Annotated in this window: 14 protein-coding genes and 2 pseudogenes; 8 read left to right on the top strand and 8 right to left on the bottom strand. The window is 50.9% G+C overall.

The window, feature by feature from the left end; translation table 11 throughout:
• Nucleotides 1-244: 244 nt before the first annotated feature.
• The 4 genes from GEI7105_RS29065 to GEI7105_RS0104715 all read right to left on the bottom strand — a co-directional run bounded on the left by GEI7105_RS29065 (nucleotide 245) and on the right by GEI7105_RS0104715 (nucleotide 3343).
• The gene (locus tag GEI7105_RS29065; RefSeq protein WP_035492690.1) at nucleotides 245-1672 is read right to left on the bottom strand and encodes a hypothetical protein; all 1428 of its coding nucleotides are present in this window, start codon (nucleotides 1670-1672) and stop codon (nucleotides 245-247) included.
• 367 nt (nucleotides 1673-2039) lie between these two features.
• Nucleotides 2040-2546 (bottom strand): DUF948 domain-containing protein, encoded by a 507-nt coding sequence (locus GEI7105_RS0104725; RefSeq protein ID WP_017659339.1) that lies wholly within the window; start codon nucleotides 2544-2546, stop codon nucleotides 2040-2042.
• Between the two features lie 10 nt (nucleotides 2547-2556).
• A complete protein-coding gene (locus GEI7105_RS0104720) occupies nucleotides 2557-2922 on the bottom strand; it encodes a YtxH domain-containing protein (RefSeq protein WP_017659338.1) in 366 nt (121 codons plus the stop codon).
• A 67-nt stretch (nucleotides 2923-2989) separates the two neighbouring features.
• A complete protein-coding gene (locus tag GEI7105_RS0104715; protein WP_017659337.1) occupies nucleotides 2990-3343 on the bottom strand; it encodes a hypothetical protein in 354 nt (117 codons plus the stop codon).
• A gap of 282 nt (nucleotides 3344-3625) precedes the next feature.
• Between GEI7105_RS0104715 and GEI7105_RS0104705 the strand changes: the two genes are divergently transcribed.
• Entirely contained in the window at nucleotides 3626-5341 is a 1716-nt protein-coding gene (locus GEI7105_RS0104705; RefSeq protein ID WP_017659336.1) for an ABC1 kinase family protein, read from the top strand.
• An 83-nt stretch (nucleotides 5342-5424) separates the two neighbouring features.
• Nucleotides 5425-5832: a hypothetical protein gene (locus GEI7105_RS0104700; RefSeq protein ID WP_017659335.1), complete on the top strand. Its 408-nt coding sequence runs from the start codon at nucleotides 5425-5427 to the stop codon at nucleotides 5830-5832.
• Nucleotides 5833-6073: 241 nt separating this feature from the next.
• Here the strand turns inward: GEI7105_RS0104700 and GEI7105_RS0104695 are convergent, their stop codons facing one another.
• On the bottom strand, nucleotides 6074-6793 hold the full coding sequence (locus tag GEI7105_RS0104695; RefSeq protein WP_035492442.1) for a ParB N-terminal domain-containing protein: 720 nt from the start codon (nucleotides 6791-6793) through the stop codon (nucleotides 6074-6076).
• Complete coding sequence (locus tag GEI7105_RS0104690; RefSeq protein WP_017659333.1) at nucleotides 6793-8253, bottom strand: AAA family ATPase; 1461 nt, start codon at nucleotides 8251-8253, stop codon at nucleotides 6793-6795. The genes GEI7105_RS0104695 and GEI7105_RS0104690 overlap by 1 nt, the downstream gene beginning before the upstream one ends.
• Before the next feature lie 105 nt (nucleotides 8254-8358).
• Between GEI7105_RS0104690 and GEI7105_RS38220 the strand changes: the two genes are divergently transcribed.
• The 6 genes and pseudogenes from GEI7105_RS38220 (at nucleotide 8359) to GEI7105_RS33135 (ending at nucleotide 14965) form a co-directional block, all read left to right on the top strand.
• The gene (locus GEI7105_RS38220; RefSeq protein WP_158413161.1) at nucleotides 8359-8502 is read left to right on the top strand and encodes a hypothetical protein; all 144 of its coding nucleotides are present in this window, start codon (nucleotides 8359-8361) and stop codon (nucleotides 8500-8502) included.
• 271 nt (nucleotides 8503-8773) lie between these two features.
• Nucleotides 8774-9526, top strand: a pseudogene (locus GEI7105_RS34415) (FtsK/SpoIIIE domain-containing protein).
• 159 nt (nucleotides 9527-9685) lie between these two features.
• The gene (locus GEI7105_RS29060) at nucleotides 9686-11959 is read left to right on the top strand and encodes an ATP-binding protein (protein WP_017659332.1); all 2274 of its coding nucleotides are present in this window, start codon (nucleotides 9686-9688) and stop codon (nucleotides 11957-11959) included.
• A gap of 33 nt (nucleotides 11960-11992) precedes the next feature.
• A complete protein-coding gene (locus GEI7105_RS0104665) occupies nucleotides 11993-12439 on the top strand; it encodes a response regulator (protein ID WP_017659331.1) in 447 nt (148 codons plus the stop codon).
• Between the two features lie 230 nt (nucleotides 12440-12669).
• Nucleotides 12670-13527 (top strand): annotated as a pseudogene (locus GEI7105_RS38975) (response regulator); the annotation flags it as partial.
• A 22-nt stretch (nucleotides 13528-13549) separates the two neighbouring features.
• The gene (locus GEI7105_RS33135) at nucleotides 13550-14965 is read left to right on the top strand and encodes an EAL domain-containing protein (protein WP_071591968.1); all 1416 of its coding nucleotides are present in this window, start codon (nucleotides 13550-13552) and stop codon (nucleotides 14963-14965) included.
• Between the two features lie 4 nt (nucleotides 14966-14969).
• Here the strand turns inward: GEI7105_RS33135 and clpX are convergent, their stop codons facing one another.
• Nucleotides 14970-16298: an ATP-dependent protease ATP-binding subunit ClpX gene (clpX, locus tag GEI7105_RS0104655; RefSeq protein ID WP_017659329.1), complete on the bottom strand. Its 1329-nt coding sequence runs from the start codon at nucleotides 16296-16298 to the stop codon at nucleotides 14970-14972.
• A 159-nt stretch (nucleotides 16299-16457) separates the two neighbouring features.
• Entirely contained in the window at nucleotides 16458-17123 is a 666-nt protein-coding gene (gene clpP, locus GEI7105_RS0104650) for an ATP-dependent Clp endopeptidase proteolytic subunit ClpP (protein ID WP_017659328.1), read from the bottom strand.
• Nucleotides 17124-17236: the final 113 nt, after the last annotated feature.

Below are 17236 nucleotides of genomic sequence, written 5' to 3'. Positions count from 1 at the left end.
CCGACCGTCTGGGTTATCGAATACCTGGGGTCTGGCCCGGACGCCGTTAGTTTCGCAGCTCGATCTCCACTGCGCCGAACTGGCCGAGGTATCTCAATTGAAAAGGCCGGGTAAACCCACAAGCAGTTCTAGCTTATCAAAAATTTTTCCGCAACAGTGATGGGGAGTAGGGGGAGCAGGGGAGAGGGGGAGCAGGGGAGCAAGGGAGAGGGGGAGAGTTCCCATCATACCGTCAACTTATCGTCTATTTCTGTGCGGCTTCCCGCAGTCGCTTGCTTTCTTGAATGATGACTTCGACGTCTTCGATTTCCGATCGCCGCACGTAGTTGATTTTAACTTCTTCGAGAAAATCGGACAGTAAAACTTGGATTTCATCGATATTATCGGGTTTTCCCACTTCGCTGCCCAAGGATTCGGTGAATTTATGGACGAGGCGCTCGAACAGTTTGGCACCGACGGGATCTTCGATCGCCCCTCGGACGAGACCGTACAGGGTATCGGTCGTCTGTTCGACGAGTTCTTTGACGATGCGATCGGGGGCGTCTTTCAAGCCGGGAACGCTTTGAATGCTGGTATAAAACGCCGTTCCTTTCAACCCCACGGTGAGGCTGTGGTGCAGCAAGGCTTCGAGATCGGGTTTGATGCGCGGCAGCACTTCATATACGCTCAAATGCAAGAAGCGGTTCGATAAGACTTCGATTTCGTCGATATCGTTGAGGTCGATGTATTGTCGTCTTGGAGAGTGGAGAAAGTCGGCGATCGCGTCTTCTTCGATAGCGTTCTGTAACTGGTCGATAATGCGAATGACGACGGTTTCGGTAATTTCTCCCGCGAGAGCGGCGACGATTCCTTGATTGATTTGAGCGCGAATGGGTTTGAGGTTGACCAGTTCGGATCGATCGAGGCGAAAAATCAGGGGAATTATCCGCAACAATCCGAGCAGGGGAACGCCCAATCCTGAAAAGGGAATCAGCCAAAAGATATCGTACCACCGCAACAGCCACGCTTCTTTCCAGGGCATACCCACTCGTCTGGAAATCAGCCACGTTCGGGCAATAAATTCTATACCGAACAAGCCGATAAACCAAATGTCGATCGCCCAAAAGCGATCGGTAAACGTACCGCGAACGCTGAGAGAACGATAGTAATTCGTCTCCATTCTCGGAGCAATTTCTTCGTTAAAAAACGCGATTTCTTGGCGCCAATTCGATGGGGTAAGATGGTTTTGATTCCAAAATTGGCGAAACGCATCTTTGGCAGATTCTTCCTCCATGCGATCGCGCATTTCGTTTTTGATTTTTTCGAGAGTTCCGGTTTTATTGGCAATTTGAAACGGGTTTTCGTCGATAGTGGCTACGCTTTGCTGTCTCAGTTCTTCGAGGATCGGCTCGACTTGGGAAGACTGAACGCCGGTTGCGGCGACTTGTTCTTCGAGGTTATCGACGAGTTCGAGATATTGTTGGGTATCGCGATGGGGTTCGATACCTTTGATTTTGTCGTAAGTTTCGTGGAACGCTGCGGGCAAGTAACGGTAATAGAAATCTCGCCAGGGAACGTAACTGAGATCGAAAAGAACGAAGCCTACGTCGAGAATGGCGACGATCGCCATGAGTTTTTCAAACCAGAGCGATTGGGGTTTGCGCTTTCGGACGAGACGCGATCGAGAAGGCATGAGAATAATTGATAATTGATAGTTGATAACGGTTTTCAGGACAGTTTGCAAGATGCGAAAGTAAACCGTAGGGAACGTGAACCGTCGTCACAAACCGCTTTTGTTGGCTTTCAAGAAATCTTCACGACATCCCCCCTTAGCCCCCCTTTCAAAGGGAGGTTGGGGGGATAGAGGGGCTTGTCGAGTTGAACAAAGCCAGTATTTGAGTCCTTGACTCCGCTCGGACTCAACGCTGAGCGTACGCGCACCAAGAAAGCCGAAGCATTGAGATGCGGATTCCGTACGAGCCGCTTGTGCAGTGAGCTGCCAACAGTGGAAAGTGAACCGTAGCCCGCATCTGTTCCCCCCTCACGCACTTATCCCCCTTTCACCTTATCTCCTCATCTACCATCGGCGTCTCGGGTTCGGAGACGGCTTTGGAATTGCCGTTTTGCGTGTCTTCAGGTTTTTCAGCGAACGAGATCGGGGAGGAAGAGGAGACCGACGGTTCGCTGCGGGTCGCGGGATGCTCTCCACGTTGCCATACTTGCCATGCGGCTTTGACACCGGCGACAAAACCCCGCGTCGTTCCGCGCACGCGCTGAGTTTGCTGCTTGACGCTCGAGACGCTCTGGTTGACGTGACCGACGACTTCGCCAGCGTTTTTAACCCCCGTACTCACCTCGTCGGTCAGTTCGCCAATTTCTAATCCGGTCGAGCGAAAGACTTCGAGGGTGGGTGGCAGTTCTCGCGAGAGGGTATCGGCGAGTTTTTCAATACTGTTGGCGGCGCGTTGGAGTTCGCGGACGGCGGGAATTAAAGTCAGAGTCACAGCCACGAGACTGAAGGCGACTATTCCCAGGGATAGTCCTAGCCAAAAAACGGGTTCGGTCACGGGTTTGAGGTTAGGTCGATCGATCGCTGAGGACGGAGGGTTGGGAGTTTGGGGAGTCTGCGGGAGGCTCGGACGTCTCAGATTCGTCGTCTCGAGTAGCTGCTTGGGAAGCGGCGATTCCGGCGGATACAGCCTCGCGCAGTCTCGCCAGGGTATCTTCCCAGTTCCGCAGGGCAGATTCGGAAAGGCGATCGGCTTGCAGTTGCACGTTGGAGGTCAGGTCTTCGGCGAGGTCGGGCATGGCTCGAGCGGATTTTTTCAGGAGTTTTCGCGTTTCGCGTCCCGATCGCGGTGCGAGTAATACGCCGGTGACAGCGCCGACGACGCCACCGAGTAACACTCCCCCGATAAACGCGCCTGTTCGGTTGTTCGGCATGGGTTTCGATCGAATGAGTCTCGATCCTTATTGTACGTGGCTTTTCTCTCCCTGGACGTTTGGGAGTCTATCGATTGGGAGACTCGGTGAAGGGGTTGAAACGGTTATTTTGGCGTGTCAGGCGCAGCAGCCAAAGACTGAGCTGTAGGAGTTGTTGGAATAGAGAAAGGGTGTGGAGAAGGCGATGGTAGCGATCGCGGGTCTGGACGATTTGCTGTTGTCGGTCGTGCAGGAGGTCGGGAACTCGGGGCAAATTTTCGGCGGCGTGACGTTCGACCTCAGATAGCGTGTCGGCTAATTGGGACAGGCGCGATCGCACTTGCCAGAGAGAGCCGGCCAAGACGAATCCTCCGAGGGAAAGGAACAGGTTGATGCTGAGAACCGCAACGAGTTCGCCGCGATCGAACGGGACGGAAAACATGACAGAAATCTCAGTGGGGATCGCTCGAGAAACGACGCGAGATGGTTGCGATCCTAGCGAAGTCGCGAATCTACAGCAATAGGGATCTCGGGGAATTCGAGGGTTTGACCGGCGGGCGTCGAGGTTTATTTCGACTCCAAAGATTCTGTAGTTTTGTATACTTTAGTTAAGGAACTGTCATATCGATCTCTAAAGTCCTTAGTCTAAAGAAAGTCTAAAGCAACGCGAGTTTCGTCCCAAAGTTCCCTACCGTCGTTCGTTCTGAAAGAGGCAAAAGTTAGCGTGAATCCTCACCCTTTAGCTGAGTTACGGTGCTACAACGCCAAAGCGATCGCCCGTTACTTCCAGCGTCGTCCCTGGGAAGCGGTTTGGCGTGCGATCGTGGTTCTCTGGCTCTTGGCTGGATTTTTCCTGGGCTTGAAATTCGATGAATGGTTCGATCGCCCCGAGCGTAACAAAGCCAAACGCGCCAAGCAACTGCGAGAAACCCTCACCCATCTCGGGCCGACATTTATCAAAGTCGGCCAAGCCCTCTCGACGCGACCGGATTTAATCCGTAAAGACTTTCTCGAAGAACTCGTCAAACTTCAAGACCAACTTCCGCCGTTTGATAACAACACCGCATTACGCATTATCGAAGCGGATTTAGATTTGACGCCAGAAGAGATTTTCCGCGAACTCTCTCCCTCTCCCATCGCAGCGGCCAGTTTGGCGCAAGTGTACCGCGCCCGTCTCCACAGTGGGGAAGAAGTGGCGGTGAAGGTTCAACGTCCCAATCTCCTCCCCATTCTTACCCGAGATTTATATCTGATTCGCTGGGCGGCCACTTGGATCGATCGATTTTTACCGTTAAATTTAGGTCACGATTTAGTTTTAGTAGTCGATGAATTCGGAACGAAACTATTTGAAGAAATCGATTATATCAACGAAGGTCACAACGCTGAAAAATTCGCCCACAATTTCCGAAACAACCCCCGCGTCAAAGTTCCTGATATTTATTGGCGCTATTGCAGCAAACGGGTTTTAGTTCTCGAGTGGATTCACGGATACAAACTCACGGAAACCACCAATTTAGAACAGGCGGGAATCGAACCTCAAGCTATTATTGAAGTAGGCGTCACCAGCGGGTTACAACAACTACTCGAACATGGGTTTTTTCACGCCGATCCCCATCCTGGGAACTTGTTCGCCACGAAAGACAATCAAATGGCGTACATCGACTTCGGGATGATGGATCAACTCGAAGAATGGATGAAAGAAACCCTCGTCGATGCCTTAGTTCACCTGCTGAATAAGGATTATGAAGATCTCGCCCGAGATTTTGTAAAACTGGGCTTTCTCGCGCCAGAAACAGACATTTACCCCATCGTTCCGGCGTTAGAAGAGGTTCTCGGGGACATTTTGGGGAAAAGCGTTCGGGACTTCAATATTAAGACGGTCACCGATCGCTTTTCGGAATTGATGTACGAGTATCCGTTCCGAATTCCGGCGAAGTTTGCGTTAATTATTCGATCGGTAGTGACTCAAGAAGGTTTAGCCTTGAGTCTCGACCCCAGTTTTAAAATCGTCGATATTGGCTATCCTTATTTAGCACAGCGTTTGTTACAGGGAGAATCGCCCCAGTTACGTCGCCGTTTGTTGGAGGTGTTGTTTAAAGACGGACAGTTCCAATGGCACCGGTTGGAAAACCTCATCCAAATCGCCCAAACGGATGGAAATTTCGATATCGTTCCTACGGCGCAATTGGGATTGCAATATTTGCTGTCGGACGAAGGGAAGTTTTTGCGGCGTCAGTTGTTACTGGCGTTGACGGAAGACGATCGCCTTCACACGGAAGAGGTGCGACGTCTGTGGAATTTGGTGAAAGAAGACGTGAAACCGGAAAAATTATGGGATGTGGCGGTTGAAGCGATTTCGGAGTTTTCTATGCGTCGCGCCTCGGAGGTCGCGTCGGATTGGTTTCCAGAGGCTGCTTTTGCTGCTTTTCAACAACCATAAGCCCGTTTAAGGTATAACTTGGGAAAGTTCGCGAGTCTTTCCCATTTTTTTGGGTCAATTTTGCATTTAGGCGGTTTGTGACGATGTTTTATTCCGATCCTCCCTATTTTTTGATGGCGGTTAGTTTGGTGGCGGCGGCGATTTGCGGGTATACGTTCTACGTTACGCTGGTCGGTACGTTGAAGGAATGGTCGAAATCGCGATCGAGTCGCTTGTTAGCGTCGCTTCGCGGTTTGCAGTTGTTGTTCCCGTTTACTGGGATGGCGATCGCGGCGGTGGGGTTTTTGTCGGCGGCGTTGCTGTTTTTTGCGATTCCCGATCGCTTTGCTTACGGCTTTTCGGCGGTGGTTTCGCTGCTGTCGGCGGTGTTGGTGTGGAATCAACTGATGACGTTGTTAGGTCGTTTGGAAAAAGGCGGGACGAAAGCCTTGAAACTCGAGGAGTTTAGTTTGGGAGAAATTCGCATTCTCGGCGGAGATTCGGACAGTTAACGGACGGTTTTCAGAAGAGACGCGATAAGCCCCCCGGTATCGTCGAGATACTGGGGGGCTGGTTTTGGCCGATAGCAGGATTCATGCGGAATCCGAATCTCAAACACGGGTTTGCCCCAGTTTGAGGTAGGTTGGGTTTCGCGATCGCTCCACTCATGGACGGCAGCGTTGCCGAAGTCCAACCTACTCCAGACTTATATTTTTACACTTATATTTTTACAAAAGTGAGATGCACCCTCCGTTAGCGACGCGATGACCAGTCGTCAATAATACTTAAAATTGTCTTTTGTCCGAGTCCCTTTACTGATTCGACGACATCCAGATAGTTTTCAAATTGACCATCAGATTTTTTACTGCGAGCTTCACAAATAGTTTTTGCTAGTTTTTCAGCTCTAGCAATTTTCGCCTGCTTGAGACGAATGGCGATTTTATCGTAAGGTAAAACATTCAATTCATATAAGGGATCGACAGGTTTAGAAATTTGGCTTTCCAGACCTTGAAATCGCTCGAAAATTTGCGTTCTCTCTTGAGAAAATTCACGACGAATATCGTTCAGAGATTGTTCGAGCCTAAGCTCTAAATTAGACAATCGAGATTCTAATTCGCTAGACCCTTCAGATGAAGGAACTGATATTGCTTTAATTTCATACTGTTTTGCAATCTCCGATGCTTGTTCGACGACGAAGCTTTCTTGTTCGGAATCGACGATAAAGGCTCGAATCATTTCAAAATTGTCGTCGATTTCTTGGGCTTTCAATGATGAATAATATTCAAAATCTCCTGCAACTACTTGATAGCTGTCGAGACCAATACGCTTGATAATTATTGGCTTGACTAAACCACCAGATTTTAATATCGATCGGGCTACAGTTTCCAGTTTTGATTCTGAAAATGTAGATCGAAGTTTAGTAGAGGTGATGCTCGCAATATCGACTAAAGAAGTCCTTAAGTCTAAGCTCATTATAATCCTACTTTACTCGTTACTTCGTTAGCTAAAATTTCAAATTCTTCGGCAGCTTGAGAATCAGGCTTATAATCAAAAATCGATTTGGGATCTGGAATATCTAAATCGCCAACTGTCATCATGTTGTCAACAGACTTAGCTAAATCTTCTCGTTCAAAAATGCGAGAGGTCATCAGTTCAAAACCATAACGTTCTCGAATGACTTTTTCTCGATTTGGTAAGGTATAGTCCCTGAATTTTTTATTTGTTGAAACTTTGGATGGTAGTACTCCTAAAATATTTAAAGACGATTTTCCAAGCATTTCACGAAATTCGTCAATATCTTCAATAAAATTTTTGACATTTTTCAAACCTTCATTAGCAAAAGGTTTCAAGTCTGATGGAATAATCAAATAGTCAGCGGTAATGAGCGCAATTCTAGCATAAAGGTTTAAGGAGGGTGGCGTATCAATAATTACAATATCATAGCGATCGTCGATTTGTTTGAGTTTATCATACAACCGCTTTTTGGCCGGCTCAATTTCAATTAGCTTTCGCTCGTATTCCATCAAGCTAATATGAGCGGGAATAATATCGAACTCCGGATCGCAAAACTGGCTCGTTCGAGCAACTTCTGGGATAGAATATTTACTTCTAGAATCGATCACGTGATAGATATTACTATCTTTGATATCGTCAAATTGTTCGTCGTCAAATTTGACTAATCCAGCCGCAAATGTCGTGTTGGCTTGACTGTCAAGATCGACCACTAAAACTCGTTTTCCTTGTTTTCGTAGTGCGGCAGCAAGATTGACAACGGTTGTCGTTTTTCCAACTCCACCTTTATTGTGATAAACGGCAATTATTTTCACAAAATATTTCCTCGAAACTTGATTTATCTGTTTTGCTTCTGATGAATCTAGCGTATCTTGACGCGAATTCGACAGCTTTATTGTAATGCTTTCGTCTTCCGGTAAACTCAATCTGGAAGTCTGCGATCGCTCTCGATCGGAAGAACTCAAAAATTTCGCTTTTTGCGGAATGTAATGCTTTAAACTGTCTCTACCGACTAGCTGACGAATTTCATCGATTCGATCGGACACTTCGTCGCCCAAACATTGAAAAATTAATTCGGTACGCTTTCCCTTTCGATGGTAGATACGAATTTCTTTCCCATTTGTCAACAAGCCATAGCGAACCTGCAACTGAGTCAGATACCGCTGTAGTTTGCGAACGTGAGAATCTAAATTTTCTCGCGGACTCTTCGCTTCAAAAACAACGCTGAGCGGAGAGTTGGCATCGAGGACGAACGGTAAGACCTGAGTGGCAAAGGCAAGAAAGTCTAAACGGATACTACCAAACGCGACCTCCTGATGCCAAGTGTTTGGAGGATAGCCGAGTTGAGGTAGTAAATATTGAACGATAAGTTTACTTTCGACTTCGCTCTCGTTACGACACAGCGAGGGTTGAAAGTTCAAGGAGGGCTGTCTCCAATGTTTTGATTCTACTCTTACTTTTTATCCTACTATACTGAACCGTCGCAAATTCGATCGCCCGCCGATCCTTCGGCGCAAGTGTTACAGGTGGGATCGTACGCCGATTTGCTACACCAGCAGAAGCAACAACCCATCGACGCAGCGGTGTATTGCGTCCTTCCGCAGTTCCAAGCCTACCGCTATGACTGGGAGGAACTGCGAGAGATGGTTCGGAATTTCCTTCCTCGGTAGTGCTGTACTCTAATGATTCTGGTCAGTCACAATCCTTTCGTGGCCAGGATTCAAAAACCAAAGTAGCATTACTCCTCATTACTACCCGAGCAGTATAGCAATCCTAAATGGTTTGCGGAAACAGATCGGCTGAAAACCCCATTCCGTAACGATCTATCCTGAAAACAATCCGCAAACGAAGTCGTACTGCTATATATCCGACGGGAAGGGTGCATCTCAATTTCGTAGAACGACCCCTCCGCCTTCGGCACCTCCCCTTACTAAGGGGAGGATGGGTGGGGTTCCGGGTGCAAAAGTGAGATGCACCCGACGGGAAACGCTTCCGCCGACGGCACCAGTTCGCATTGCGATCGGCGTGAATTTAGAGGGAAAACTTGTCGAAGCGGATTTATCCGATCCGAATACTTGTCATTTCTTGGTGGGGGGAACGACGGGAAGCGGAAAAAGTGAGTTTTTACGGGCGCTGTTGTTGAGTTTGATTCAGCGTCGATCGCCCCAACATTTGAAAATTGCTCTCGTCGATCCGAAGCGGGTGACGTTTCCGGAATTCGAGAAAATGCCCTAGCTGTTATCGCCTGTTGTGAAAGATAGCGATCGCGCGATCGAATTGATGACTGGGTTAGTCGAAGAAATGGAATCTCGCTATCAAAAATTTGAGGCAAGTGGCTGTAACGATTTGCCGAAATACAATCAATATCAATCACAAAAAGGCAAAGAACCTAAACCGCCAATCGTTTGCATTTTTGATGAATATGCCGATTTTATGGCAGATAAAGAAATGGCAAAAACTCTTGAATATTCGATTAAACAATTGGGCGCGATGGCAAGATCTGCTGGAATTCACTTGATTATCACCACGCAAAGACCAGAGGCGCAAGTGGTAACACCAATTATTCGATCTAACTTACCGGGTCGCGTAGCATTGCGAACGGCAAGCGAAGCCGATTCCGATATTATTTTAGTCCCTAAAAAAACACGAGTTAACAATTTATTAGGAAAAGGAGACTTACTGTATTTAAAATGATCGAAATTTTATCGCCTTCAAAGCTTGTTTGCTAATATCGTTACACTCGAGTAGAATTTCGATCGAAAAAACATATTTTTGAGTACAATTGGAGTGACTTAGATTTGTCGCTCGGACGTATCGAGGTAACGTGAAGTAGACAGAGGAGCGATCGCTCGCGTGAGTTCAACGCCCAATCCCCCCCATCCCCGTTCGTATTCCGACATCGATCTCGAGGATAGCTCCCCGATCGAACATTACGAGCGCGTCGGATCTCACGGCGTCCTCGTCGTCGTTGACGAATCCAACTCGACGATCGTACAGGTGAGCGAGGCGATCTCACCGTTTTTCGGACTCTCACCTGACGCTGTCGTCGGACACCCCCTTTCCCAACTGCTAAGCGCCGCTCAACTCGAACGCCTCTACAGCGAACTTCCAGACCTGACGCCTCACACCCCCCTCGTTCTCGATTTCGAGATTTCTCACCCCCACGATCGCCGCACCTATCACACGCGCGTTCACCGCAACAATGACGGACTGATCGTCTTGGAATTCGAGCCGAACGGAACCCGGCGATCGATGAATTTTTCTCGCTTCTACCAACAGGTGCGATCGATCGTCAGCCAACTGCAACAGTCGGCCACCCTCGAAGATCTCTGTCAAACCACCGTCAACGCCGTGCGCCACCTCACCGCATTCGATCGCGTCATGGCCTACCAATTCGACGAAGACGGTCACGGTTGCGTCATCGCCGAATCCAAACACCCCGACCTCGAGTCTTACGTGGGACTCCACTACCCCGACGCCGATACCCGTTCCTGTCGCCACCTCTTCGCGGCGAACTATCTGCGGTGGATTCCCGACGTTCGCGCCGAGGAAGCCTCCCTCGTTCCACCGACGCCCCAGGGAACGGACAAACCCCTCGATTTAGGTCGGTCGTGGCTGCGCGGTGTCGTCCCCTGTCACCAAGTTTATCTGGAAAACATGGGAAGTCGATCGACGCTGGTAATGTCTCTGACGAAACAACAGCGCCTGTGGGGGTTGGTTTCCTGTCACCATCGAGAACCGACCGAGCTGTCCCCCGAAATCCGCGACGCCTGCGAGTTTGTCGCTCGCACCACCTCCATCGAACTGTCCGTCAAGGAAGACCGCAGCGCCTACGACGATCGCGTCTCCTCGCAAATCAAGCTCTCGCAATTGGTCGAGGCCATGTCCGAGGCGAAAGACTGGGTACGGGGGGCGACCGATAACGCCAGCGTTCTGCTGGGAATCGTCAAAGCGTCAGGGGCGGCGGTTTTCCTCAACGGAACTTGTCAGACAGTGGGCGATACCCCCTCTCAAGACCAGATTCGCGACCTCGTCGCCCAGCTCGAGCCTCATTTCCAACAGGATTTGTTTTATAGCGATCGCTTGTCGTCGTGGGTTCCCCAAGCGAAGGACTTCCGCAACGTGGCCAGCGGGATTTTGGCGGTGGCGATTTCTCAAAACCTGGGTCATTATTTGCTCTGGTTCCGCCCCGAAACTTTACAGACGGTACGCTGGGCGGGAAATCCCTACGACGCGATCGAGGAAACGCGGGACGACGATGGAACGGTACGCCTGTCCCCTCGGGAATCGTTTAAAGAATGGCGAGAGTTGGTACGCGGAAAATCCCTTCCCTGGCGATCGAGTTCCCTCGAAGCAGCCCTGGCTTTGCGGGATGCAATTTTTAAAATTGTGTTGCGTCAAGCGGAAGAACTAGCAAAATTAACGCGAGAACTGGAGCGATCGAACGCAGAATTAGAAAAATTCGCCTACGTCGCCTCTCACGACCTCCAGGAACCGCTAAACTTGGTATCGAGTTACGTACAGTTACTGGAAATGCGCTACGGCGATCGCCTCGACGATGACGCCAAGGAATTCATCGATTTTGCCGTGCAGGGTGTCACCCATATGCAGCGCCTGATCGAAGATTTGTTAGCCTATTCGCGAGTGGGATCTCGGGGAAAACCCTTCACGGAAGTCTCTGTCGAAACAGTGTTAAAACGAGTACAGATGAACCTACGCGGTCGCATCGAAGAAACGGGGGCGCGACTGTCTTACGATGCTCTTCCCGTCGTGAAAGCCGACAAAACTCAACTGACGCAGGTTTTTCAAAACTTACTGGGAAACGCCCTCAAGTTCCGCAGCGATCGCCCCTTAGAAATTCACGCCAGCGCCCGAGACGAGGAGAACGCCTGGGTGTTTTCCGTTCGAGACAACGGCATCGGTCTCGACCCACAATTTGCCGATCGTATTTTCTCTATTTTCCAACGCCTCCACACCCGAGATGAATATCCCGGTACGGGAATTGGATTAGCGATTTGCAAGCGGATTATCGAGCGCCACGGCGGACGGATGTGGGTTGTTTCCCAGCTTGGAGAAGGAGCGACATTTTACTTCACGCTTCCCAAATTTAAAGACCCAATATCTTAAGTTCGATTTACGTTCGACGAGGACGAAACAACCATGAAATGTCGTACTATTTTGCTGGTTGAGGACAATCAAGCTCACGTGCGCTTGATTCGCGAAGCCTTTCGGGAAAGTCAGCTACTACATGAAACGATCGCGGTGAAAGACGGAATCGAGGCGATGGCGTACTTACGTCGCGAGGGACAATACGCTGACGTTCTACTTCCCGACGCGATTTTACTCGATCTCAATTTACCCCGCAAAGACGGCCGCGAAGTCTTAGCCGAACTCAAGAGCGATCCGACCCTACGACACATTCCCGTGCTGGTGTTGACCACCTCGAGCAACGAGCAGGATGTTCGGGACAGTTACGACCTACACGCGAATTGCTATATTAAAAAACCCCAAAATTTAAGACAACTGTTATCGATCGTCGATAGAATTCAGCAATTTTGGCTCGAAACTGTGACGCTTCCGTCCGATCGCATCGATCGCGCTATCTGACAGTTTGTCATCGCTATTGAAGTCGGGATCGTCACGCTCTCGACTCCTTGGGGATCGCTGAGTTGACACTCTTTTAACGCCGAACGAACGACTACGTTCGTCTCGATCTAATTGTTATGTTATTTTAACAAATACTAAGTTTTGTATTGTTTGAAGTGATTTGTTATACGATTTTCGAGGCAAACTTGCATAATAGAAAGAAGACTTTAAGATACATAAACTTTTATATAATGTCCGAAAACTCCGTCGCGATCTTGTTGGTCGAAGACAATCCCGCCCAAGCGCGATTGCTCCAAGAACACCTAAAAAGCGTTCGTCACACAGCATTTGAGTGGACGAGCGTTTCTCGTCTCGAGGGGGCGATCGCCGCCCTGAAAGCCAGCCGGTTCGACGTGATGCTACTGGACTTGACCTTACCCGACAGCCAAGGATTAGAATCTCTCGATCGCATCGTCGCCGTCGCGCCAGAACTGCCCGTTGTCGTGTTAACCAACGCCGACGACGATAGCTTGGCCTTAGACGCCGTGCGCTTGGGCGCTCAGGACTACCTCGTCAAACGCCATGTCAACAGCCAACTGTTGGTCAAATCCCTTCGCTACGCCATCGAACGCAAACAAGCCTCAGAAGCCTTGCGCCGCGCCAAAAACGACCTAGAAGCGCGGGTGCGGGAGCGAACCTTAGAGTTAGCTCGAGCCAACGAACAGCTAAAACGGGAAATTCGCGATCGTCAGGGTATCGAACAAGCCCTAGTTCACGAAAAAGAACTCGCGCAAGTGACGTTGCACTCAATTGGCGACGCCGCCATTTCCACCGACGCTCGAGGCCGCGTGCAGTCCCTCAACCCCGTAGCCGAGACCTTAACGGGGTGGACGTCAGAAGCCGCGTGGGGACAGGCGCTCGAAACCGTATTGCGGTTGTGGGACGAAGTGACGCGCACTCCCGTTGAAAACCTACTCGATCGTGTCTTGCGCGACGGGGCTTGTCTCGATCCCTTAGACCATCGTTTGGTGGGAAGCAACGACACCCAAGAGTTCTGTGTCGAGCTGTCGGCGGCACCGATTCGCCTCAACGAAGGGGAAATCGTCGGGGCAGTCTTAAGTCTGTCGCGACGTGACCCCCGCGCGATCGCTGGCCCGCCAACTATCTTGGCAAGCCAGCCACGATCCCCTCACGGGATTGGTCAACCGCCGCGAGTTCGAGCGTCGCTTGGAACGGGCGATCGGAGACGGACGCCGCAGCGAAGAAAGCCACGTTCTCTGCTATCTCGACCTCGATCGCTTCAAAATCGTCAACGATACCTGCGGTCACTCCGCCGGAGACGAACTCCTGCGTCAAATCAGCGTGTTGCTGCACAGCAACGTGAGAAAAAGCGACCTGCTCGCTAGACTCGGCGGCGACGAATTCGGGCTGTTGTTGTATCAGTGTTCGTTAAAAGAAGCGCGATCGGTGGTCGAGAAACTGATCGATCGCGTGCGGGCGTTCCGCTTCCTCTGGCACGATAAAACCTTCACGATCGGCGTCAGTATCGGCTTAGTGGAAATCGACGACCGCGCCGAAAGCCGTGCCAAGGTCTTGAGTGCTGCCGATACCGCCATGTACGCCGCCAAAGAAGGCGGACGAAACCGGTTCCACGTCTACCAACACGACGATCGCGATATCGTGCGGCGTCACGGCGATATGGAATGGGTCTCGCGCATTGTCAAAGCCTTAGAAGAAGACCGCTTTTGTTTGTACGCCCAGCGCATCGTTCCTAGCGACGTGCAGCGGCGATCGCGCGATCGTTACGAACTGTTGTTACGGATGCGGGACGAAGACGGCAACCTCGTCGCTCCCGGCGAGTTCATGCCCGCCGCCGAACTCTACGATTTGATGCCAGCGATCGATCGTTGGGTCGTGCGGACGCTGTTTTCTCGCCTGGCCTTAACTGGAGAAACTCACAGCGACCTCAAACCGCTGTATATGGTGAACTTATCGGGGGCGAGTTTCAACGACGAGCAGTTTTTGGCGTTTCTGAGAGAGCAGTTTTGGCTGCACCACGTATCTCCGGCCACCATTTGCTTTGAAATCACGGAAACCGTGGCCATTCGCAACCTCAACCAAGCCTCGCAGTTTATTTACCAACTCAAACAACTCGGCTGTTGCTTCGCCCTCGACGACTTTGGCAGCGGGATGTCGTCGCTGAACTACCTCAAGAACCTTCCCGTAGACTATCTCAAAATCGACGGTCACTTTATTAAAAACGTCGAACACGACGTTATCGACGCGGCGACGATCGAAGCCATCAACCATATCGGCCACGTCATGGGATTGCAGACGATCGCCGAATTCGTAGAAAACGACGCCATTTTAGAAAAAGTCCGCTTGCTGGGAGTCGATTTCGTACAAGGATTCGGGATCGATACCCCCAAACCCTTCGAGTGCGATCGCCTGACCCCTTGGAACGCGCGATCGCTAAAGTCCCCGGTGCGCTCGACTAAAAAAAGACCCGCGCTGATAGCACGGGCTGAATCGGCGATCGATGCGTGAACCGTTAAGCCGATTCGGGTTTCGGTAAAGAAGATGGGTGCATCAACACTTCCGAGGTCGAACGTTTCTCCACCATTTCGCGTGTAATCATACAGCGGGTCACATCCTTACGAGACGGGAGTTCGTACATAATATCGAGCATCAACTCTTCGACGATGCTGCGTAACGCCCGCGCCCCCGTTTTGCGACGATAGGCTTCCTTGGCGATCGCTCGCAGCGCTTCGGGACGGAATTCCAACTTCACGTTGTCCATTTCCATCAGCTTCTGATACTGCTTGATCAACGCATTGCGAGGCGTGGTCAAAATCGCGACCAACGCTTCCTCATCTAACGGTTCGAGAACCGCCTCGATGGGAACGCGCCCGATGAACTCGGGAATCATGCCGAACTTGACCAAATCTTCCGGTTCCAGGTGTTTCAGCAAATCCGACGCACGCTTGTCGCGGCCTTTACCCTCCCCAGGCTGAACGAAACCGATGCTTTTCTTACCCAGGCGTTGTTCGACGATTTTTTCCAATCCGACAAACGCCCCACCGCAAATAAACAAAATATTGCGCGTATCGATTTGAATGCAATCTTGATAGGGGTGTTTGCGTCCCCCTTGGGGCGGTACGTTTGCCACCGTTCCCTCGAGCATTTTCAGCAGGGCTTGCTGTACTCCCTCGCCCGATACATCTCGAGTAATCGAGGGATTTTCGCTCTTACGGGCGACTTTATCGAGTTCGTCGATATAAATAATACCTCGCTGAGCTTCTTCGACATCGAGGTCGGCCACTTGCAGCAGGCGCAGCAAGATGTTTTCCACATCTTCGCCGACGTATCCCGCTTCCGTAAGCGTAGTGGCGTCGGCCACAGCAAAGGGAACGTCGAGAATTTTGGCCAGGGTTTGAGCCAAAAGTGTCTTACCGCAGCCCGTCGGACCGATGAGCAAAATATTCGACTTTTGCAGTTCGATGTCGTCGGAACCCTGTGCGGCCTGATTGACACTGAGGCGTTTGTAGTGGTTGTACACCGCCACTGACAGAACCTTTTTCGCTTCCTCCTGTCCGATGGCGTGTTCGTCGAGGTAGCGCTTGATCTCCATCGGTTTGGGAATTTGCCCCAAAGACAGCTTCGCCGAACGCGGCCTTCGCCGTTCGGGAGGTTCCGAGCGTGGCGTCGGTTGGGGAGCTGTCGCCCCAGAATCGTACAGTTCCTCATCGAGGATTTCATTGCACAAGTCCACGCATTCGTCGCAAATATATACGCCAGGCCCTGCGATCAACTTGCGAACCTGCTCCTGGGACTTGCCACAGAAGGAGCATTTGAGGTGGGAATCGTACTTGTTCGGCATAAGCTGTCTCGTGCGGGAATTCGGCCAAGATCGGTGAGCGTGTTGTCAAACAAAAGCGAACGTGACGTTTGGAGAAGAGCGAGACGAGACACATCGGCTGAAGGCGTTTCAGCTTATGCTCGACGGTTCGATCCGCGCCGCGTCCGTTGGCATCGGGCATCAAGCAACGGCAAGGGCAGGTTGAGAAATGACTTGGTCGATTAAACCGTAGTCTTTCGACTCCTCTGCCGACATGAAGAAATCCCGTTCGGTGTCTGCTTCGATGCGTTCGAGAGGTTTGCCCGTATGATGGGCGAGCAGGCGGTTGAGGGTGTTTTTGTGGTAGAGGATTTCTTTAGCCTGAATTTCAATATCGACGGCTTGCCCTTGTGCGCCGCCAAGGGGTTGGTGAATCATGATGCGGGAGTTGGGCAAAGACATCCGTTTTCCAGCAGCCCCAGCGGCCAGGAGAAACGCCCCCATACTCGCGGCGAGTCCGAAGCAGATGGTGACGACATCGGGGCGAATCTGCTGCATCGTGTCGTAAATGGCCATACCAGCAGTTACGGAACCGCCGGGAGAGTTGATGTAAAGCTGAACGTCTTTTTCGGGATCGTCAGCATCGAGATAGAGCAGTTGGGCGACGATGGAATCGGCCACGGCATCGTCAACGGGAGTCCCGAGAAAGACGATCCGCTCTCGCAACAGTCGGGAGTAAATGTCGAAGGCACGCTCGCCCATCCCCGACTGTTCGACTACCATCGGAATCGTGCCTTGGGCGCTAGAGTAAATTTGCGGGTGGGACAAACTAATCGGGTCGCGATCGAAGGCAAAAGATTTCAGCATAGACTCTCGGCTGTGATGGCGTGTGTTCGAGCGTCGGAACGTGCGGCCGAAGGAGGACGCGATCGGTATTCCTTATATTATGCCTTAGATGGTTGGCGACTGGCAGCGCGACG

It is taken from the genome of Baaleninema simplex PCC 7105 (genome assembly GCF_000332355.1).
GTDB lineage: Bacteria > Cyanobacteriota > Cyanobacteriia > Cyanobacteriales > Geitlerinemataceae > Baaleninema > Baaleninema simplex.
Note: the sequence above shows the minus strand (reverse complement) of the source record. Positions and strands in the feature narration are given on the sequence as shown.